Genomic DNA, 20,326 nt, shown 5'->3' with positions numbered 1-20,326 from the left:
GATTCGCCAGCCGGCGTCGCTCGAACGCTCTGGCAACTGCCCTCACGCGGAGGACGCGGCGGTGGCGGAGGTGCGCGGGGGAACGGAGGGGGCCGGCCCTGATTGCTGCCGGGTTACGCGCTCCCGCGCCGCTGCCGGCCGGCGCGCGGATCGCCGCCGGAGGTGAGGTCGTCCTGCCGCACGTCCAGCACCTCCAGCGCCTCGGCCGCGGCTTCGGCACCGGCGCCGTAGAGAAAGACCGGGACGCCGGCGAGGCGAATGGCCTCCGCCACGTCGATGCGGTCCTCAAAGGCGCACACCAGCTCGTACTCGTCCCGCAGCCGGGCCACCGCCTCCACCTTGAAGTATCCCGCCGGCCGCCGCTCCCCCTCGGGACGCATGATCAGCCGGTCGTAGTCCGTGAGCCCGTTCGCTTCCAGCCAGCGCTCGGTCTTGGGCCGGGTGTACTCCGGGCGTCCGGTAAGGAACAGGACGCGGATTCCGGCGGCGTGCATGGCGCGCAGCACCTCCATGCTCGCGGCGATGGGCGGGTCCTTGTCGATGGCGTCGAAGTACGATTCCCAGTCCCGCGCCCGCCCGTGCTCCACCTCCACGAAGTGCGCGCGCGCGGCGTCATCCGACAGGGTTCCGTCCAGATCCCAGATCATGGCGCGCGGAAGGCGCCCGGCCCGCGATGGCGGGCCGGGCGCGGATTCCTCCCCGCCGGACGTGTCCCGCGATTCGTGCGGGTCCGTGCCGGTGGCGGCCATCAGCCCTTTCTGGGCTTGGACGGACGAACCTCGATGCGCGACGGAAGCGTGCGCGGGTTCATGGCCAGCAGGTCCATGACGATCGCCGCGATGTCTTCCGGCTGGATCTTCCACGCGCCCTGGTCCGACGGCTGGTTGCCGTTGAAGTGCGTTTCCACCGAACCGGGCATGATGCAGCTCACGCGGATGTCCTGGTCGCGCAGGTCCAGCATCATCGCCTCGCTGAAGCCCAGCAGCCCGAACTTGCTGGCGTTGTACGCCGCGCCCCCCGCGAACGGGTTCTTTCCCGCCAGCGAGCCGATGTTGATGATCCACCCGCCGCCGCGCTTCTTCATCAGCGGAACGGCCTCGCGGCAGCAGTAGAACACGCCGGTGAGGTTGGTGTCCAGCACGGTGCTCCAGTCTTCCACCGACATCTGGTCGATGGGGCCGAAGATGCCCACGCCGGCGTTGTTGATCAGGATGTCCACGCCGCCCAGCTGGTCGGCCGCGGCGGCCATCACCCGCTGCACGTCGGCGTGCTCGCGCTGGTCGGCGGCGATCCCCGCCACCTTGCCGGAGCCGCAGAAATCCAGCTTTTCCGCGGCGGCGCGCACCTCGTCCTCGTGGCGCGACGTGATCAGCACGTTGGCGTCGGCCTTGGCCAGCGCCTCGGCGATCGCGTAGCCGATCCCCTTGCTTCCCCCCGTCACCACCGCCGTCCTGCCCTGAAGCGCTCCCGCCATCGGTTCTCCACCCGTGTTGCGTGTACGATGCCGGCTCGTGTAGTGCCGGCGACTCGGTTCCGGTCGCGGGTGGGCGCAAGTCGCAGGCCCCGCACCCGGCAACGTGTCCGCGCGCCGCGCGGGATGATGCGGATGTTGAGGAAACGACGAGACCCGCGGCATCATCGGATGCGCGCGGGTCTTTCAGTCGATGATGATCATTTCAAGCTGGAAACGGTGTCCCAGCACCCGGATTCCGCCAGCGACGGCGTTCAGGGGATCCCGGCCACCTTGTGCGTCTGCACCGAAAGCCGCCACGGCGGGCCCAGTTGCATGACCGTGTGGATGACTTCTCCGTAGTTGGGGCCGCCCACCGCCGGGACGTCCACCGCCTGCAGAAAGTAGTGGCCGAAGCGGGTCTCCGAGGCAATCCGCCGCACCGCGTCGGCGTTCGGCGTGATGCCCGCGGTGGACGTGCCGGTAAAGAGCAGCTTCAGTTCATCCCCGTCCTTCTGCGCGAACTCGGGCTGCTTGGGCGACACGGTCAGCCAGTCCACCAGCGAGCGGTCCACCGGGCGGGAGCCGTTGCTTTCCATGCTGATGCGATAGCCGCGGGCCCGCAGCGCGTCGGAAAGCGGGCGGTCGAACTGCAGGCTGGGCTCGCCGCCGGTGGCCACCAGCAGCAGCCCCGGAACTTCCCCGCCGAATCCTTCTTCCGCCACCTGCCGCACCAGCGCCAGCGTGCCCTCCAGGTCCAGCGTGTACTCCGCCTTTACCCAGTCGGTGTCGCACCACGGGCACACGTCGTATCCCAGGTTGCACCCCGCAAAGCGCAGGAACACCGCGGGTGACCCCGCCTGCGCGCCCTCGCCCTGCAGGGTGGCGAACACTTCCTTGATTGCGTACTTCCTGGCCATCTCGCCCCGCTGCGTTGTTCAATCACCCGCGTTCCGCGCCCAAGCTAACACGGCGCGCCCCCGCGCTCCACTCCCGCACCTCTCCCGACACCCCGCAGGCCCGGGCAGGGCGGGGGGCAGATGGGGCGATGCTGTCCCATGTAGTACCCCGGCGTCCCCATCAGATCCCGTCCACACCTGCCGCAAGAGGGGGATAAATCCTGTGCTGGCAACAAATTCATGTTTACGGCGGCCATGGCCCCGCGCTTGCCCGAAACGGCCTGCGCAGACGCCCGACCCGGGCGTGTCTCAAGGGGGGACAGCGAACGGCCCCGTAGTCGAAATCCTCATCCGCAGCACCCTTCCCGCCATACGCCCGCACCACCGGCCTTCCCACGCCGTCCACGCTGCCACCTCCCCCTCTGGGCCCGGAGCCTCCCCGCTCCGGGCCCTGTTTTTTTCTTCCCGATGTAGCAGTCGCGCAACTATCGCCGCATGTGCAGGGTACCAGCGCCCATGCTCCGCGGAACCGACGCGGCGGCATCAAATGCCAATCGTACCTGTGTGGGGAGGGATGAGGATGAGGCCGATGAGAACCAGCATCACCGCGCTCGCGCTTGCCGCGGCCGCTCTGGCCGTGAACGCCCGCGCGGCGGATGCGCAGACCACGCCGCCCGTGCTGCGCGTGACGGGAACCGGTGAGGTGCGTGCCGCGCCGGACCAGGCCGTCGCCGACTTCGCGGTGGAAACGCGTGGTTCTACCGCGCGCGAGGCCGGGGCGCAGAACGCGCAGACCATGGAGCGCGTGATCGCCGCGCTGGTGCGGGCCGGCGTGCCTCGCGACCGCATCGACACCCGCGACTACAACGTGTATCCCGAGTACGATCCCCGGCCGCGTCCGGAGGGCGGCGAGCCGCCCGTGATCGGCTACCGCGTCAACAACACGGTGTCTGCCACGCTGTACGAACTGGACCGCGTGGGCACGGTGATCGACGCGGCGCTGGCCTCTGGCGTGAACCGGGTGAACGGGGTGCGCTTCGGGCTGCGCGACCCGCAGCGCTTTCGCCAGCAGGCCATCGCCGACGCGGTGCGCCGCGCGCGGGCGGATGCGGAGGCCATGGCCGGCGCGCTGAACCTGCAGCTGGGCCTGGTGCGCGAGGCGCAGACCGGCGCGGACGTGTACGCGCCGCCCCCGCCGATGCCGCAGGCGATGATGGCGCGCGCGGAGATGGCGTCCGACGCGGTGACGCCCATCACCCCGGGCGAACTGACGGTGCGGGCGACGGTGTCGGTGGTCTACGCCGTCTCGCAGATGATGTAGCCGTCATCGATGGCGAACAGAAGCGCGGCCCGGGAGCGAGTCTCCCCGGGCCGCGCTTCGTTTTTCATCCACCCGTGCCGTTGTTGCCCGGCGGTGGTTGCCGGCGGGCGCGGGGTCAGTTGCAGATGATAGGGCGCCCGGGCTGGCCCACGTTGAAGGCGACCGTCAGCGGCACGAGAGAACCGAACACGCCGCGCCCGTCGCCCACCACGCTGGAGATGCGCACCTGCCCGGACGGGTTGAACGATCCGCCGCGCGCGCCGTTGATGTAATTGCGGTCCGCCGCGGCGATCACGATTTCCGCGCGCACGCCCGGGGGCAGGCCGGTCTGCAGGTAGCGAAGCAGCCGCTGGTCCAGCGAAAAGCGGTCGAACACGCCGAAGTCGCCGGGCAGCACCAGCGTCGTATCGCCGGACGAAATGGCCAGCCCCGTCAGTTCCAGTTCCGCGGGGGCGCGCAGGCTGTCCGGCGCCACGCGGTCCAGCCCGGTGATCAGGAGCGGCGCCAGGTAGCCGTACGCGCCGCGCGACTCGGTCCACACCACCGGCAGCGCCTCACCGCCGGGAATGGTGCACTCCCTGGGTCCGTCGCGCAGACGCGAGCGATACGGAAACTGCAGGATGGCGAACGGGGTGGGAACGTGCGTGCGCCCCCGCGCCGTCTCGCCGCCGGTGGTGATGACGGTGAGGTCGTACACGGAGTCGGGGAGCACCCAGTAGCCGTCCGCGGAGGCGGAACGGTAGCAGGTGGCCTGAATATCCACCGAGTCCGCCGTGGCGTACAGCGGGTCCACCGACAGGCACTGGCTGGTGGGCACCATCTCAAAGTCGTGCCGCGCGCCCGCGTTGCCCGTGACGAACACCTGCGCGTCCGGCTCGCCGGGGGACAGGGCGCCGCGCACGGAGCGGTGTAGCAGAATGCGCTGGTCCGGGCGGTCGCTGCGCAGCACGCCCTCCACGATCAGCACGTCGTCGCCGCCGGCTTCCGTCACGTCGGCGATGGTGCAGCCGGTGCAGGCCAGCGCGACCGCCGCCACGATCCATCGGTGTACAATCCGCATCAGCATCCTTCTGGTACGTCATTCGAGCAGAACCGGCGGAGCGCGTCACGCCGGTCATCATCATCCATGTTGCGACAGCGCTGGACGATTACGCCGATTCGGTCAGCGTGTAGTCGTACGGCCAGCGGTCGTCGTCCCGCTGCGTTCCGGTGATGAAACAGCGGTGGCGCAGCAGTTCGTCGCGCTCCGCCGCGCCCAGGCCGGGGTCCGCGTCGGGCTGATGGCGCGCGGCGCCCGCGTTGTAGTGCAGCGCGCCATCCAGCGCGTAGTCGCGGCGGAACGCGGTGCGCCACTGCGAGTTGGAGCCCCAGCCGGCGCTCAGGTCGGTGGTGGGGCGATGGTTGCGCGCGAACGCCCAGTACAGCGTGGACCGCGCCGCGCGCACCGGATCCACCCTCGCACGTCCCGCCACGATCGCGCATCCCGCGCGGGAGATGAGCAGCGGCCCCAGCATGCATCCCGGCCAGTAGATCCGCTCCACGCGCGGCGGATCGTCGTCGTCCACGGCCGGCTGCACGCTCACGATCTCGTGATGGAAGGGATGGAAGTCATCCCGCTCCACCCTTTGCAGCCCGAGGCCGTCGAGAAACGCGGCGTACTCCTCCGCGCTTACCGGGGCGATCTTCCACGCAGGATGCGCCACCGGCGGTGCAAACGAGAGCTGCAGCAGCTGGATGATCCGCGACAGCGCGTACAGCCGCCAGGACTCCTCCACGGCCATCGGCGGGATCGGCCGGCCGGGGCGGCGGGCAATCGTCTCCAGCCACCGCCGTTCCGCGTCGTTCGCCGCAAGCCACGGGCGCAGCACCTCACCGAACAGCGCGCCGCCCTCGTACGCGAGCAGCTGATCGTAGAGCCGGGCGTATGTAAGCTGGTCCGCGTGCATCCCGTCATCCGAACGGTTGAGGTTCTCCGCGTAAGCCGCCGTTCATCATCGATCCCGCCGCCCATCCGACGAACGCGCGGTTCATCCAAAGGATCACCATCACCCTCCGCGACATCCCCGATCCGCCATCGCACGGGCGATGTTCATCATCCAATCAAACCGACGGAAGCCCACCATCCGCCATCCGCCGGACGATCAGAAGCTCGCCTCGAAGCCGATGCTGGGGAGCAGGGGGAACATGCTGATCCCGGAGCGCGTGGCCGGGTTCTCGTTGTAGTTGTACGAGTAGAACAGCACGTTCTTCTTGTTGTAGCCGTTCAGCACCTGCAGGTACGGCGTGAACGTGCCCCAGCGCCGCTGGTACGTGCGGCGCACCGTGATGTCCACCCGGTGGTAGGCCGGGTAGCGCTCGCGGTTGCGGTCCGCCAGAACCACGTAGTACGGGATCTCCGGATCGTCCGTCTCCGGCCGGGGCAGCCGGTATCCGCCATTGGCGATGTCCGTGTCAAACCCCACCACCTGCGCCACCGGCCGCGTAAAGGGCGTTCCCGAGCCGTAGTTCCACCGCACGCCCAGCTCCGTGCTGCGCGAAACGTCGTACTGCAGCACCACGTCCACGTCCACGCGGCGGTCAAAGATGGGCGCGTACGTCACCGTCTGCGGCACGCCGTCCAGCCCGGCCGCCTGTGGGTCGGGAAAGGTGCGGCTGGCCTTGAGCAGGCTGATGGTGGTCCACCCGTTCAGCCGGCCGGTGGTGCGGCGCAGAAGCAGGTCGGCGCCGTACGAATCGCCGTCGCCCACCAGCAGGTCGTCGCCAATGAAGTTGGGGTCGTCGCCGGGGTTGAGGTCCGTGACGCCGTCGTAGCCTCGATAGTAGCCTTCCAGCGACGCGAACCACCGCTCGCCCCAGTACTTTTCAATCCCCACCTGCACCTGGTCGCTCACCACCGGCGGCACGTACTCGTCCGCCAGCACCCAGGTGTCGTTGCTGATGGGGAGCGCCTCGTCACGGATGGAGTGCAGAAACTGCACGTAGCGGCCGACCGCCACCTTGACCGCCGCGTCGCGCTCCGCGCCCAGAAAGCGCTTGACCGCCACGCGGGGCGACGGGATCAGGCAGGTGCGGTTGGCGCGCGGCTGCACCGCGGAGGGGTCGTCGGGAAAGTAATCCGGCCGCCCGCCGGACGCGCAGGCGCCCGCGTTGGTCCGCGCCACGTCCACGCGCAGCCCCGGCTCCACGATCCACAGCGGCGACGGCTGCCAGCGCAGCTGCCCGTACGCGGCGGAAAACAGCCCGGCGTTCTTCGCCTCGAAGAACACGGTTCCGCCGGACTGGCCCAGGTTGCTGTAGCTCACCCGGTTCAGCTCGCCGCCGGTCTGCAGCGTGAGCCGCGGGCTGATCTGGCGCGTAAAGTCGCTGCGCAGCGCCGCTTCCTGCACGCTGGAGCCGAAGCGCGTGTCGGCGAAGTCGGGAAAGCCCAGCGTTTCGCCGTAGCGCGACACGCCCAGCCGCGTCTCCGACACCCACCGGCTCCCCAGCGGCTGCGTCCACCGCAGGCCGGCCACGTCGTTGCCCCAGTTCCAGCGGATCTTGAGCACGCTCTGCGCGTCCTCCTCATCGCCCGGCGGATCGAAATCCGACAGGTCCAGCACGTCGCGCCCGCGGTAGCCGGTAAACTGAAGCTGGCCCCCGCCGCGCGTTTCAATGGCGGCGCCGGCCTGCACGTCCGTCAGGTGATACGGAAAATCCGTCACGGGCCGCAGCAGCGCGTCGAAGTACGAGCGCCGGGCGGAAAAGAGCCAGCCGCCCTTCTGCCCGCCGAGCGAGCGCGAGATGGCCCTGGGCAGGTCCGAGTGCACGGCGATGCGCGAGGCCAGGACCGAGATCCCCGTCTCCGCGTGCAGATCGCCCTCGCCCGGCTTGGTTTCGATGGTGAGCACCGACGAAACGCGCCCGCCGTACTGCGCGCCGAACCCGCCGGACAGCAGCTCCGCCCGCGCGATCACGTCGCTGTTGAAGACGCTGAACAGCCCGCCCAGGTGAAACGGGTTGAAGACGGGAAACCCGTCCAGCAGGATCAGGTTCTGGTCCGACGAGCCGCCGCGCACGTTGAACGCGCTGGAAAAGTCCGAGGTCGACACCACGCCGGGAAGCACCTCCACCGCGCGCAGCACGTCCGCCTCGCCCAGCCCAGGAAGCATCTTGATCTCGTCGCCGCTGATGACGCGCGCGGTGACGCCGGCCTCCGTCTCAAAGCGGGTGCGTTCGCGCTGCGTCTCGCGCGGGCTGCGCACTTCGATGGTTTCCAGCAGGATGGGCGCCTCCACCAGCCGCAGCTCCGCCCGGGTGTCCCCGCTGGCGGCGACGGACACGGACTGCCGCGCATCGCCGAATCCCACCCGCGACGCGCGCAGGTTCCACGTTCCCGCGCGCAGCCCGGGGATGCGGAAGGTGCCGTCCGCGTCCGTCGTGGTGGTGCGGCGCCCGTTGCCGCTGGCGGGGCGCGCCTCCACGCCGGCGCCGGGCACGGGGTCGCCCGTGGGGCCCAGCACGCGCCCGGCCACCGCGCCTCCCGGCTGCGCCCACGCGGGGCGCGCCGCCAGAACGAGCAGAAGCACGAGAAAGAGAGAAACCCGCGTCCGTCGCGCGCGGGGAAGGTTCATGCGATGCATCAGGTGGATTCGGCTCTGGGACGCGTTCGTGCGCGGGGCAACCGGGGATCTACGCCGTCCACCGCGAAAAGGTCCGTGAAGGGTCGTGTACCCTTGACCCGCGCGTGCCCGTGACGGAGTTTGGTCACGGCCGACGGCGTTCGCGAAGGCCGGCGCCCCGCGCGCCCTCACCCCGGATCCGAGTTCGTGATGGAGTTGACCCGCAGGCGGCTGGTAAGCATCCGCCGCTTCGTACCCATCGACCGCATCCGCGAATACGCGGAACTGTGGATTGCGCTGCACCGCGCGGCCACGGCCAAGGGCGCGCACGCCTGGCACTTCGCCTCGGCGGACCAGCAGAACGTCTACATGGAGTTCCTGGAGTTCGGCGGCGACGCCGACGTTCGCGGCGACCCCGACACCGTTGCCGCCATCAAGGCGCTGCACGAAGCGTTCGGCGATCCGTATCCCACGCCCATGACGCTGGAAGAATGGGTTGAACTTCCCGCCCCGCCACCAGACCTGCTCCAGTGAGCGACCGCGACCGTCTGCTTCAGCTGCTGCTTGAGCGTTCGTTCCGCACCGGGGACTTTGTCCTCGCGTCCGGGGCTCGCAGCCGCTACTACATCGACTGCCGCACCACCACCACGCACGCCGAAGGACAGGCGCTGGTGGGGCGGATGGGGCTGGACCTGCTGCGCGAGGCCGGCCTGGCGCCCGAAACCGTGGGCGGCCTGACGATGGGCGCCGATCCCATGGCGTACGCCGTGGCGCACGCGTCGTGGCTGGCCGGGGCGCCCGTGCACTCGTTTTCCGTCCGCAAGGAGCCCAAGGCGCACGGCACCGGCAAGCGCGTGGAAGGTAGCTTCGCCCCCGGGCAGCGCGTGGTGATCGTGGAAGACGTGATTACCAGCGGCAAGAGCGCGCTGCAGGCCTGCGACGCCGTGGAGGCCGAGGGCGGCGTGATTCTGGGCGTGATGGCCCTGGTGGACCGCGAGGCGGGCGGGCGCGAGGTGATCGAGGCGCGCTATCCCGTCCACGTCCTCTACCGCGTCAGCGAACTTCTCGCCGCCGTGGAGGGCTGAGAACACCGTTTCACGCGGAGGACGCGGGGACAGAGCGGAGGTACGCGGGGGACTGCAACGGATCAAGTTCCTCAGGCAGAGCCGCAGAGCCGCAGAGCCGCAGAGCCGCAGAGCCGCAGAGACGCAGAGACGCAGAGACGCAGAGGGAACAAAGGGAGAGGGCCGATCCGGGTGGGTCGGCTCTCTTTTTCTGTTCTCTGCTCCTCTGCTGCTCTGCGTGAGATTGTTGTCGCTTGATGGATGCATCTGGCCCCGGCGCACCCCGGCGGGTAGCTTGCCGCCGCTCGAAAGTTCATCAACCTCCCCCGGCACGGAAGCGCACAACGATGGCGAAAGTCGCGGTCATTCCCGGCGACGGCGTCGGCAAGGAAGTCACCCGCGAGGCGCTCAAGGCGCTGCGCGCGGTGCTCGACGGCAGCGGTTTCGACCTGGACCTGGTGGAGTGGCCGCACGGCGCCGACCGCTACCTGGAAACCGGCGAGGCCATCACCGACGCCGAGTTCGACGATCTGCGGCAGAACTACCAGGCCATTCTGCTGGGCGCGCTGGGCGACGCGCGCGTGCCGGGCAACGAGCACGCACGGCAGATTCTGCTGGGCATGCGCTTTCGCCTGGACCTGTTCGTCAACTTCCGCCCCGTGCGCCTGTTTCACGAGCGCCTGACCCCGCTGCGCGACAAGGGCCCGGACGACGTGCAGATGGTCATCTTCCGCGAAAACACCGAGGGCGTGTACGTGGGGATGGGCGGCAACTTCAAGCAGGGCACGCCCGACGAGGTCGCCGTCCAGGAAGACGTGAACACGCGCAAGGGCGTGGAGCGCATCATCCGCGCGGCGTTCGAGTACGCGCGGGCCAACGGCCTCACGCGCGTGACCATGTCCGACAAGGCCAACGCGATGGAGTTCGCTGGCGGGCTGTGGCGGCGCGTGTTCAAGATCGTCGCGGCCGAGTACGCGGACATCGAGAGCGAGGCGCTGTACGTGGACATGCTGGCCATGGACATGGTGCGCCGTCCTGAGCGCTATCAGGTGATCGTGACCGGCAACCTGTTCGGCGACATCCTGAGCGACCTGGGCGCGCAGCTGGCGGGCGGGCTGGGGCTCTCCCCCTCCGGCAACATCCACCCGGGGCGCATCGGGCTGTTCGAGCCGGTGCACGGCTCCGCGCCGGACCTGGCGGGGAAGGACCTGGCCAACCCGTTCGCCGCCGTGCTCACCGCCGGGCTCATGCTGGAGCACCTGGGCCGCCCCGCCGAGGCCGTGCGCATGGAGAACGCCGTCCGCGCCTGCATCGAGGCCGGGGAGACCACCGCGGATCTCGGCGGCACCCTGGGCACCGCCGCCGCCGGAGACGCCATCGTCCGCCGCCTGCAGGCCTCCGCCTGATCCGCTCTACCTGAGTACCGGGACGACAGGCGCCTCCGCCTGTCGTCCACTCCGGCGCGAGCACCGCACCGGTGACGCATTCCGTGAGGGACAGCCATGTCGGAGCAACTCGCGCTTCCCGTCCAGCCGCGTTCGCCCGTGCTCGAGTTGCGGGATGCGCTCGAGGCGGACTGGCCCCATATCCTGGCGGCTCGTGAGCGGGCCGCCAGAATGTATGAGCGTGTCCAGATTCTCTCCTATCCGTTCGTGCCGCGCGATACCTCGCTGGTCCTTTTCGGCTCGCTGGCCCGCGCTGAGTTCACGCACGGCAGTGATGTCGACTGGACACTTCTGGTGGATGGTCCCGCCGACCCCGACCACTGGGACCTGACTCAGCGGCTCCGCTCGAAGTTCACTGCGGCGCGCATCAAGCCCCCCAGCCCCGGCGGACCATTCGGCAGGCTTACCTTCAGCCACGACCTCATCCACAGGATCGGCGGGGACAACGACACGAATCAGAACACGACGCAGCGCCTGCTCCTTCTCCTGGAATCGCGACCGACCAGCAATCGCGATGCGTACGACCGGGTAATTGCGAACGTGCTCACACGGTACGTGGAAGAAGACCTCCTCGGTCCCGCCGAGTCGCCGTTCCGGGTGCCCCGTTTTCTGCTGAACGATTTTGCCCGGTATTGGCGCACGATGGCGGTAGACTTTGCCCACAAGCGCCGGGAGCGGCAGGCGGACCAGTGGGCAGTTCGTACGACCAAGCTGCGGTTTTCCCGAAAGCTTCTTCACACCGCGGGACTGCTGAGCTGCTTTCTGTGCCGGGAAGCGTTTAAGGAGGAGAAATCCGTTGCGCGGTTTCACGACGCGAAGCTTGTGGTAGATTATCTGGCCCGGCTTCTGGGAACTACGCCACTGGACATCGTGGCGCGTGTCGTGCTAGACTATTTCGGGAAAGATTCGGGTGCCGCGAATCGGCTCTTCGGTGCGTACGATTCGTTTCTCGGACTGCTCGACGATGAGGATAAGCGCGAGCGGCTCAAGAACCTCTCCCCCGGCGATGCGGATTCCGACCCGCTGTACAGGGAGGCGAGCGCGCTCGGAAAGGCATTTCAGGACGCTTTGGGAGAAATTTTCTTTTCCGAGCCTCTGAGGGACTTCACTATCCGCTACGGAGTCTTCTGATGGAGACTATCGGTTTCTCCACCGGATCGCTGGGCCGCTCCGACTTTCACGCGGCGCTGGACGTACTGGGTGAGCATCCCGTGGGCGCGGTGGAATTGTCTGCCCTTCGATCGCACGAGCTTCGGCCGCTTCTGGCCGCGATTCCGCGTCTGGACCTGTCGCGCTACTCCCACGTCTCCATCCATGCGCCCAGCACGTTTTCGGCGGATGAGGAGCGCGAGATCGCCATGCTGCTGGCGCCGTGGGCCGCGCGCGGGTGGAGCATCGTCGTCCACCCCGATGCGATCCGGGACTTTGGCCTGTGGGCGGAACTCGGCCCCGGTCTGAGCATCGAGAACATGGATGTCCGCAAGCCGTGCGGGCGGAACACTGGCGAACTTGAGGCGATCTTCGCCCGCCTTCCGGATGCTGGATTCTGCTTCGATATCGCGCATGCGTGGCAGTTCGATCCGTCCATGCGGGAAGCGGCGCGGCTGCTGGAAGCGTTCGCGCACCGGCTGTCGCACGTACATCTCAGCGAGCTGGATGCGCGCAGCCGGCACGTGCGGCTGAGCGATGCTGGCGTCCGCGCCTTTCAGCCGCTGGCGAGCCTGATTTCCCCCGAGGTGCCGGTCATCATTGAATCCGAGGTCGAGGCCTGGGAGGTGGCGTCCGAACTGGGGATGTGCCTGCAGGCCACGGGGCGCGAACTCGCGGTCGTCTGACGCGCCGCGCGCAGACGGAAAGGACCCCGCTCGACCGAGCGGGGCCCGTTCTGCGTTCCGGATGATCATCCGGCTCCCGCCACCCACCGCATCACCTGCTGGCTGCGATGCCGGCGAGGATTAGGTCGATGCCGGCCAGGAACTGCTCGCGGTCGTCGTGCTCCCGCAGCTGCGCCGCCACCCGACGCACGAACGGATACTCCGCGGGCGCCAGCTGCTCCCAACGCTCCGCCATGGTCGCCAGGAAGGCGGACCGGTCCGACTCGCGCGGCAGGAGGCGTGCGCCCGCGGCGTACTGCCCCGACAGGCCGAGGATGTAGTTCACCAGCGCGGACGCGCAGTTGAACTGCTCCCGCTCCGGCACGCCCAGCGCCTCAAGCTGCGCGCCGACGTGCTCAAGGATCTGCATCACCGCCGGCTGCCACGGCTCGCGGGACAGCTGCGTCCCCACCCACGGATGCGCGTCGATCACGTCGAACACGCCCAGCGCGATCGCCCGCACCGCCTCCCGCGGCTCCGCGCCTCTGGCCCCCTCGGTCATCGCGCGGGCGAGGACGTCGCGGGTGGTCGTCGCGAGCAGGTCGTCCTTGTTGGCGACGTGCCAGTAGATCGCGCCGCTCCCCGTTTGCAGCCGCGCCGCGAGCGTGCGAAAGGTCAGCGCGCTCTCGCCCTCCGCGTCCAGGATCTCGATCGCGGCCTCCACGATGCGCTCCCGTGAAAGCGCGTCCGTACGCCGTTCCGCCCGCTGCGCCCTGTCCGCCATGCATCTCCCTTGACAGTCGTGGAACACTGTTCCAACTTAGTTGTGGAACGGCGTTCCATCAAGGCAACGGGAGGGGAACAGGATGACACACGTTACGATCATCGGCGCGGGACTCGGCGGGCTGACGCTTGCGCGCGTCCTGCACGTGCATGGCGTCGGCGCGACGATCTACGAGGCGGAGCCCTCGCCGGAGGCGCGCACGCAGGGCGGCCAGCTCGACATCCACGAGCACAACGGGCAGGCCGCGCTCGCGGCGGCCGGGCTCATCGACGAGTTTCGCGCCATCATCCACACGGGCGGGGCGGCGCTGCGCGTGGTGGATCCGCACGGCACGGTGCTGCTGGACGAGCCGGACGATGGCGCGGGCGGACGCCCCGAGGTGCTGCGCGGCGATCTGCGGCGGATTCTGACCGAGTCCCTTCCCGCGGGGACGATCCGGTGGGGAAAGAAGCTCACCGGCGTCGTAGCATCGGGTGACGGCCGGCATCGGCTGGCGTTCGCGGACGGGTCGGCGGTGGACACCGGACTGCTCGTGGGTGCGGACGGCGCGTGGTCCCGGGTGCGGCCGCTGCTGTCGGACGCGCGGCCCGGGTACGTGGGCACGACGTTCATCGAAACGTACCTGTACGACGTGGACGAGCGGCACTCCGCGACCGCCGCGATGGTCGGCGGCGGCGCGATGTACGCGCTTACGCCGGGAAAGGGGATCGTGGCGCACCGCGAAGCCGACGGCGTTCTTCACACCTACGTGCAGCTGAAGCGGCCCGCGGACTGGGTTGCGGCGATCGATTTCGGCGACGCGGCCGCGGCGGGTGCGCGGATCGCGGCGGAGTTCGAGGGATGGGCCCCCGCTCTCACGGCGTTGATCACCGACGGCGAAACGCCTCCGGTCGCGCGCATGATCCACACGCTTCCCGACGCGCACCGGTGGCCGCGCGTGCCTGGAGTGACGCTCCTGGGCGATGCCGCGCACCTGATGCCGCCCTCCGGCGAGGGCGCCAACGTGGCCATGTTCGATGGCGCGGAACTCGGCCGGGCGATCGCCGAGCATCCCGGCGACATCGAGGCGGCGCTCGCCGTCTACGAGGAAGCGATGTTCACGCGCAGCGCGTCCGAGGCGGCGGACGCGCACCAGATCCTGGACCTCTGCCTGGGCGACCGCGCGCCGTACGGGCTGATCAACTTCCTCATCGGCGCCTTGGACGAGCACGCGGCAGAGGCACGGCGCTGATCGTCATCCCCGAGGCCTCGCGCACTGGCTGATCGTTGTCAGAAACGGCGCGCTACAGGGCCGGGGCCGCCGACGGCTGCGTGACGCGCAGCCGGAGCACCAGGGGCACCATGATCAGGTACACGAGGACGACGGACAGCCAGATCGCGCCGGGCCATCGCTCTCTGACGACGAGGTAGAAGCTGGAGAACACGAGCGGGCAGATGATGGACGCCAGGCTCACGGCCGATGCGAGCACGCCCTGAAACCGGCCCTGCTGGCTCGCGTCCACCTGCCGGGTCGCCAGGGACTGCAGCGCCGGCGCCCCGATGCCGCCCAGGGCGAACACCGGCATGACGGCGAACACCATCCACCCCCGGGTGGCGAACGCCATCACCACCAGCGCCGCGCATGCGCCGGCGACGCCCGTGAGAATGGCCCCCCGCTCGCCCAGCAGCCTGACCGCCGGGCCGGGAAGGAACGCCTGGGCAAGCGCCTGGCACACGCCGAACGCCCCGAGCGAAAGGCCGATCCACAGCCCGTTCCATCGAAAGGTGTCGCTCCCCCAGAGCGCCCAGCAGGTGCCGTACACCTCACCCGTGGCGGCAAAGATGAAGAACAGCAGGGTGATGGGGAGCAGGCTCCTCGCCGAGAACACCCAGCGCAGCGGCCGCAGCGGGTTCAGCGCCGCCACGTCGATCTTTTCCCGCGACGGCGTGCGCGACTCCGGCAACGCGAACCACGCGAGCAGCAGATTGCACCCGTTCAGCGCCGCGGCGGCGATAAAGGGAAGCCGCACCCAGTGGTCGCCCAGCGCGCCGCCGAGCACCGGCCCGATGATGAAGCCGATGCCGAACATGGCGTTGAACAATCCGAAGCGGCGCGCGCGCTGGTCTTCGGTGGAAACGTCGGTGATGTAGGCGCTCGCCACGGAAACGTTGGCGCTGGTCAGGCCGGCGACGGCGCGGCCCAGCAGCAGCATCCAGAGCGCGGGCGCAAAGGCCAGGAACAGGTAGTTGACTGCCGCGCCGGCGAGCGAGATGAGGAGCACCGGGCGCCGACCCAGCCGGTCGCTCAGCGAGCCGAGCACCGGCGCAAAGATGAACTGCATGACCGCATACAGCGCGGTCATCACGCCGATGTACGGGGCCACGTTCTCGGCGTGGGTCACGTCCCGCAGCAGCGCGGGCAGAATGGGAAAGATCAGCCCGATGCCCACGGCATCCAGGACAAGGGCGGTGTAGATGACGATGAGCGGTTTCTTCATGGCGAACGTCGGGTGTGGCAGAGATGAGCGGGAGCGCGATCACATCGTGGGTCTTCTTCGGACGCGGCGACGGAGGCTCAGGACTCTCTGTATTCGTGGATCGAATATGAATATATACTTAGTACATATATGTGCAATCCCGAGTAGTGCGTCAAGGCGGCCGCCGCACGCCCGGGCGGGCGAAGGCGGCGACGAGCGCACGGCGGGGATCGTTGATCGGCGGTTGGCGCCTGATTATGTTTGGCTGCCCGACTGGATGCGGGTTTCCAGTCAGAGAGCGTGCGGCACCTGCGGTGGGGCAGGGTGCCTCATGCTCTTTTTCTTTGCCGACGAACTCCGCTTCCGCATGCCGATTCCGTCCGACCGCCGGTCCCGTAAGCGGCTTGCCACGCGGCAGGCCATCTCCAACGCCGCCACGCTCCTCTTTCTGGAGCGGGGCTTTGACCAGGTGACGGTGGATGAGATCGCGGAAGCCGCCGACGTGGGGCGGATGACGGTGTTCAACCATTTCCCCCGCAAGGAGGACATGTTCTTTGATCGCGAGGAGGAAGGGCGCGAGATCCTGCTCGGAGCCCTGAGGCAGCGCGATCCGGGAGTGAATCCCATCGAAGCCCTGCACCTGCTCGCCCACCGGCTGGTTGCGGAGCGGAGCCCGGCCGTGGAATTCTCTGCCCGGAGCGAGGGCTTTGCCGTGGCCATCGAGCGCAGCGAAACGCTCAAGGCCCGGGCGAGGGCGATCCGTGACGAGATGGCCCAGGCGGTGGCGGCGGGGCTCGCCGAGTCCGCCGGCCGGGACCCCGCGGACGCCGACGCGCACCTCGCCGCCACCCTGCTGTTGGCGGCGTGGAGCGTGGCCCTGATTCAGGCGCACCGGACGTTCCGCGAAACGCGCGACACGGGGCAGGCGAACGCCGCCTTTCTGGCGATCATCGACCGCGGAACCGTGGGCCTGCGGGCCGCCATGGCGGGCACGCCGTACGCCTGAGCCCGGCTGGACCGGATGGAGTTCTGGACGGATGCAGAAAGGCCCCGCTCCGGAGAGCGGGGCCTTTCTCGTTCACGCCTGGAGGGCGCCGCCTGCTCGATCCGTGGACGCAAACAAATGTATGGATCGCCCTATGCATCCAATGTGCACTGCTTGTACGTAGTTGGTACACCACCTGGATGCACCGGAACGGCGCACGTACAGCCGTGCCCGTGATCCGCGCATCCGTCCCGTTGGATCACCACGCCGGAGGACCACAATGATGCAGACCAGACGAGCAAAGAGGTTGAGCGCGATGTGCGCGGCGGTTCTGATGCTGGGCGCGTGCGAGGGCGACCGCGGCCCCACCGGCCCGCAGGGCCCCACCGGACCCTCTGGTCCCGCCGGCCCCACGGGACCGGGCGGCACGCCGGGCACCCCGGGCACGCCCGGAACGCCGGGAACCCCTTTCTCCGGTCGCATCATCTACGGCGTGGACGGCGCCAACAACCTCATCACCTTTGGCGCGCTGAACCCGGCCACGCGGCTGAGCTCCACCGCCATTACCGGGCTGGCCGCGGGCGAGACCGTGGTGGGCATCGACTTCCGCCCGGCGGACGACGCGCTGTACGCGGTCACCAGCAGCAGCCGGCTGTACACCATCACCACGGCGACGGGCGCGGCGGCCCCCGTGGGCGGCGGCACCTTCACTCCCGCGCTCATCGGCTCCAGCTTCGGCATGGGCTTCAACCCGCAGGTGGACCGCCTGCGCATTCACACCGACGCCGAGCAGAACCTGCGCATCAACCAGACGGCCAACCCGCTGGCGGTGACGGTGGACGGCGCGCTGGCGTACTCGGCCACGGACGTCAACGCGGCGGCCAATCCGGAGATCGCGGGCACGGCCTACACCCTGAGCGTGCGCCCGGCCCCGACGTCGACGGAGCTGTTCGCCATCGACGCCGGCCTGGACGTGCTGGCCCGCGTGGACGTGCCCAACGCCGGTACCATGACCACCATCGGCTCGCTGGGCTTCAACACGTCGGCGGACGTGGGCTTCGACATCGCGGGGGACACCGACATGGCGTACGCCACGCTTACGCCCTCGGGCACGGCGGGCGGACCGTCGCGGCTGTACACCATCAATCTGCGCAGCGGGCAGGCGACCATCGTGGGCCAGGTGGGCCACCCGTCGTCGCTGCGCAGCATCGCGGTGGCGCCCGGCGCGCCCCCCGCGCTGAACGTGATTCCCCGCTTCTTCTAGGCGAATCGCGCAACGGATACGGAAAAGCCCCGCCACACGGCGGGGCTTTTTCGTTTACCGATCCCCGGGGGAGAACGGCGGGATCTTCGTTCCAGGGCGGTGTCTCGGCCGCTCGACGCGCCGCACCCGCGCTCCGGTGGGCTCGCCCCGCGCATGCGCGACGGCTTCCTCCAGCGCTTCGATCAGCAAGTCGCCCAACACACTTCCATCCAGACGCGCTTCGTCCATGCAAACCTCCCTCTCACGGTTTCTCTCCACCTGCGCAACCAGCTACCCGAACAGTCCGGACATTCAATATAGACAGACAGGTGGACGGACGGAACGGATAGCGGGCTGGTTCGCAAGACTGGTTCGCATGCTGGCCGTTCAGTGCCGTGCGCTGGATTTCGGAGGTTGGTCCGGAACGAAAAAAGCCCCGCTGCGAAGCGGGGCTTTTTCATCAGAATGCGTTCTCGGGTGGGCCAGGCGGGATTCTGGGGGCGGATCGTTACCACTCCCATTCCGAGTCATCCCAGGAACTGCTTTGGACGTCGCTGTCGAGCAGGCGATCGTCTCCGCGCCGCGCCATGCTCCTGAACGCCTCATCCCAGCCGGCGCGGGTCCGCGGATCTCCATCTCCGGCCACCTTCTCCATCGCGCTGCGGTCTGGATTGCTGGTCATCGCCATTCTCCCTCTGATCTGGACAGAGTTGCCGTCCGGAATGATCGCGGCGAAAGGCCTTATTGCCAAGCCTCTCCCGCAACCCCGGGCGCGGAGGGCTCCGGCCACAGCTTCAGCTTGTCCAGGTCCGCGCGCAGCTTAAGGAGCGCCTCGTCCTTCATCTTGGCTTCCAGCATGATGTCGAACGGCGCGTTGCCCATCTCCCGCAGAAACGCGGCGAACTCCCACGGGTGCACGTAGTCGGCGTGCTGGCTCAGCAGCGGCGCGGCGGCCACCTCCTTCTTGCCGCGCGTCACCATGCGCGAATCCAGCTTGGGCGAGGAGAAGTGGATCTTGGGCTGCACCCCGTCCCTCCACGTGGCCAGCGCCGCGCGGCACGCCTCGCCCAGCGTGAGCGTTCCCGGGTTCAGCAGATGATGCTGATGGTCAAAGATCAGCCGGATGCCCGTCGCCTCGTGCACGCGCAGGCAGTCCTGCACCGTGTACAGCGTCTCGTCGTTCTCAATCACCAGCCGCCGGCGCCCGGATTCCGACAGCCGCGGCCAGTTCTCGATGAAGCGGGCGATGGCGGAATCCTTGTCGCCGTACGCACCGCCCATGTGGATGATGACCACCGCCTCGGGCCCCTGCTCCATGGCGTCCAGCAGCTCCGCCTGCGAGTTGACGTCCCAGATCCCCTTCTCATTGATCTTGGGATCCTGCGCGGAGAGGAGGACGAACTGCGACGGGTGCAGCGAAAGGCGGATGTCCCGCTCCCGGGCCATGCGTCCCAGCGCGGCCAGGTCCGACGAGCACTCGCCGATCTGCCCGTGAAACTGCGGCAGGTCCGGATGGGTGCAGTACGGCACGAAGTCGGATGAGATGCGGTACATGCGGATGTCCACCTCGTCCAGGTACTCGAACACCTCGCGCATGTAGCCGATGGAGGTGCGCAGGTGCGGATTGCTCTGCCACCGCCGCGCATCGTTGCTCTTGAGCCCTTCGCGCCCCACCGCCTTGACCGCGAACCCCAGCCGCCGGGGCCACTCGCGCCTTGCCGCCATCCCTGCTCCTGATTGCCGATTGAGAAACGAAGGCGGGGCGCGGTGCCGTGGCACCGCGCCCCGCGCGCATGTTCAGATCGCGTACCGCCGCGCGGCTCAGGCCTGCGGGCGCTGCACCAGAACCCACACCGTGTCGGTGCTGGCGCTGTAGAACATGGAGATCACCACGTTCTTTTCGCGCCCGTCGCGGAACCGGAACTGGTACGGGAACACCGTGTGCAGGTTGCGCTTCTCCACGCCTTCCACAAAGGCGCCGTGAAACTGCTGAACCTTGGTGCAGGGCGCCACTTCGTCAAAGAAGCTCTTGCCGATGGCGTCGCTCTTTTCCACGCGGGCCAGGCTGGACTCCGTCTGGTTGAACTTCAGGACCGTGCCGTTGCGGTCCAGCTGAATCATTCCGACGGGCAGGTTGTCGAGCTCGTCCTGGGTAAGGACGTCGGCGCGCTCCAGAACCTGGCTGGTGCTCTGCGTGGTGGTGGACTGCATTCGGGGCTCCCGCGGATCAGATATTGGGGGACTCATGGCTGCTGCGTGAACTCGTA

General features: G+C 68.7%; 20 protein-coding genes. 9 read left to right on the top strand and 11 right to left on the bottom strand.

Annotation, left to right across the window (positions count from 1 at the left end; translation table 11 throughout):
* Positions 1-113: 113 nt before the first annotated feature.
* The 3 genes from HNQ61_RS12615 to HNQ61_RS12605 form a co-directional block, all read right to left on the bottom strand.
* The gene (locus tag HNQ61_RS12615) at positions 114-749 is read right to left on the bottom strand and encodes a phosphatase domain-containing protein (protein ID WP_170033401.1); all 636 of its coding nucleotides are present in this window, start codon (positions 747-749) and stop codon (positions 114-116) included.
* Entirely contained in the window at positions 749-1,474 is a 726-nt protein-coding gene (locus tag HNQ61_RS12610; RefSeq protein ID WP_170033399.1) for an SDR family oxidoreductase, read from the bottom strand. Before HNQ61_RS12610 ends, HNQ61_RS12615 begins: the two co-directional genes overlap by 1 nt.
* Positions 1,475-1,725: 251 nt before the next feature.
* Complete coding sequence (locus tag HNQ61_RS12605; RefSeq protein WP_170033397.1) at positions 1,726-2,370, bottom strand: radical SAM family protein; 645 nt, start codon at positions 2,368-2,370, stop codon at positions 1,726-1,728.
* A 568-nt stretch (positions 2,371-2,938) separates the two neighbouring features.
* Between HNQ61_RS12605 and HNQ61_RS12600 the strand changes: the two genes are divergently transcribed.
* A complete protein-coding gene (locus HNQ61_RS12600; protein ID WP_170033395.1) occupies positions 2,939-3,670 on the top strand; it encodes an SIMPL domain-containing protein in 732 nt (243 codons plus the stop codon).
* Between the two features lie 115 nt (positions 3,671-3,785).
* Here the strand turns inward: HNQ61_RS12600 and HNQ61_RS12595 are convergent, their stop codons facing one another.
* From HNQ61_RS12595 to HNQ61_RS12585, 3 genes are all read right to left on the bottom strand, one after another.
* Positions 3,786-4,730: a DUF4249 family protein gene (locus tag HNQ61_RS12595; RefSeq protein WP_170033393.1), complete on the bottom strand. Its 945-nt coding sequence runs from the start codon at positions 4,728-4,730 to the stop codon at positions 3,786-3,788.
* 88 nt (positions 4,731-4,818) lie between these two features.
* Complete coding sequence (locus tag HNQ61_RS12590) at positions 4,819-5,616, bottom strand: hypothetical protein (RefSeq protein ID WP_170033391.1); 798 nt, start codon at positions 5,614-5,616, stop codon at positions 4,819-4,821.
* Positions 5,617-5,811: 195 nt separating this feature from the next.
* On the bottom strand, positions 5,812-8,280 hold the full coding sequence (locus HNQ61_RS12585; RefSeq protein ID WP_170033389.1) for a TonB-dependent receptor: 2,469 nt from the start codon (positions 8,278-8,280) through the stop codon (positions 5,812-5,814).
* A 195-nt stretch (positions 8,281-8,475) separates the two neighbouring features.
* Here HNQ61_RS12585 and HNQ61_RS12580 point away from each other — a divergent pair, with 195 nt between their 5' ends.
* The 5 genes from HNQ61_RS12580 to HNQ61_RS12560 all read left to right on the top strand — a co-directional run bounded on the left by HNQ61_RS12580 (position 8,476) and on the right by HNQ61_RS12560 (position 12,612).
* Complete coding sequence (locus HNQ61_RS12580; protein ID WP_170033387.1) at positions 8,476-8,802, top strand: hypothetical protein; 327 nt, start codon at positions 8,476-8,478, stop codon at positions 8,800-8,802.
* Positions 8,799-9,353, top strand: coding sequence for an orotate phosphoribosyltransferase (pyrE, locus tag HNQ61_RS12575; RefSeq protein WP_170033385.1), 555 nt, complete (start codon positions 8,799-8,801; stop codon positions 9,351-9,353). The genes HNQ61_RS12580 and pyrE overlap by 4 nt, the downstream gene beginning before the upstream one ends.
* 326 nt (positions 9,354-9,679) lie before the next feature.
* Positions 9,680-10,738 (top strand): isocitrate/isopropylmalate dehydrogenase family protein, encoded by a 1,059-nt coding sequence (locus HNQ61_RS12570; protein ID WP_170033383.1) that lies wholly within the window; start codon positions 9,680-9,682, stop codon positions 10,736-10,738.
* Between the two features lie 96 nt (positions 10,739-10,834).
* Positions 10,835-11,908: a nucleotidyltransferase domain-containing protein gene (locus HNQ61_RS12565; protein WP_170033381.1), complete on the top strand. Its 1,074-nt coding sequence runs from the start codon at positions 10,835-10,837 to the stop codon at positions 11,906-11,908.
* The gene (locus HNQ61_RS12560) at positions 11,908-12,612 is read left to right on the top strand and encodes a TIM barrel protein (protein ID WP_170033379.1); all 705 of its coding nucleotides are present in this window, start codon (positions 11,908-11,910) and stop codon (positions 12,610-12,612) included. Before HNQ61_RS12565 ends, HNQ61_RS12560 begins: the two co-directional genes overlap by 1 nt.
* A 91-nt stretch (positions 12,613-12,703) precedes the next feature.
* Here HNQ61_RS12560 and HNQ61_RS12555 read toward each other — a convergent pair whose 3' ends face one another.
* Positions 12,704-13,375, bottom strand: a complete 672-nt coding sequence (locus HNQ61_RS12555) for a TetR/AcrR family transcriptional regulator (RefSeq protein WP_170033377.1) — start codon at positions 13,373-13,375, stop codon at positions 12,704-12,706.
* A gap of 82 nt (positions 13,376-13,457) precedes the next feature.
* Here HNQ61_RS12555 and HNQ61_RS12550 point away from each other — a divergent pair, with 82 nt between their 5' ends.
* Complete coding sequence (locus tag HNQ61_RS12550) at positions 13,458-14,606, top strand: FAD-dependent oxidoreductase (protein ID WP_170033375.1); 1,149 nt, start codon at positions 13,458-13,460, stop codon at positions 14,604-14,606.
* Positions 14,607-14,658: 52 nt separating this feature from the next.
* On the opposite strand, the gene HNQ61_RS12545 is transcribed toward HNQ61_RS12550, so the two are convergent.
* A complete protein-coding gene (locus tag HNQ61_RS12545; RefSeq protein WP_170033373.1) occupies positions 14,659-15,852 on the bottom strand; it encodes a TCR/Tet family MFS transporter in 1,194 nt (397 codons plus the stop codon).
* A gap of 346 nt (positions 15,853-16,198) precedes the next feature.
* Between HNQ61_RS12545 and HNQ61_RS12540 the strand changes: the two genes are divergently transcribed.
* Positions 16,199-16,837 (top strand): TetR/AcrR family transcriptional regulator, encoded by a 639-nt coding sequence (locus HNQ61_RS12540; protein WP_170035900.1) that lies wholly within the window; start codon positions 16,199-16,201, stop codon positions 16,835-16,837.
* Between the two features lie 295 nt (positions 16,838-17,132).
* A complete protein-coding gene (locus HNQ61_RS12535) occupies positions 17,133-18,080 on the top strand; it encodes a DUF4394 domain-containing protein (protein ID WP_240978640.1) in 948 nt (315 codons plus the stop codon).
* 487 nt (positions 18,081-18,567) lie between these two features.
* On the opposite strand, the gene HNQ61_RS12530 is transcribed toward HNQ61_RS12535, so the two are convergent.
* From HNQ61_RS12530 to HNQ61_RS12520, 3 genes are all read right to left on the bottom strand, one after another.
* Positions 18,568-18,747 carry a hypothetical protein gene (locus HNQ61_RS12530; protein WP_170033367.1) on the bottom strand — a complete coding sequence of 60 codons (180 nt, stop codon included), beginning with the start codon at positions 18,745-18,747 and terminating at the stop codon, positions 18,568-18,570.
* Positions 18,748-18,800: 53 nt separating this feature from the next.
* Positions 18,801-19,784 carry a UV DNA damage repair endonuclease UvsE gene (gene uvsE, locus HNQ61_RS12525; protein ID WP_170033365.1) on the bottom strand — a complete coding sequence of 328 codons (984 nt, stop codon included), beginning with the start codon at positions 19,782-19,784 and terminating at the stop codon, positions 18,801-18,803.
* Between the two features lie 96 nt (positions 19,785-19,880).
* Entirely contained in the window at positions 19,881-20,270 is a 390-nt protein-coding gene (locus tag HNQ61_RS12520; protein WP_205761333.1) for a PAS domain-containing protein, read from the bottom strand.
* Positions 20,271-20,326: the final 56 nt, after the last annotated feature.

Origin of the sequence: Longimicrobium terrae (genome assembly GCF_014202995.1) — a bacterium.
In the GTDB taxonomy this organism is placed as follows: domain Bacteria; phylum Gemmatimonadota; class Gemmatimonadetes; order Longimicrobiales; family Longimicrobiaceae; genus Longimicrobium; species Longimicrobium terrae.
Note: the sequence above shows the minus strand (reverse complement) of the source record. Positions and strands in the feature narration are given on the sequence as shown.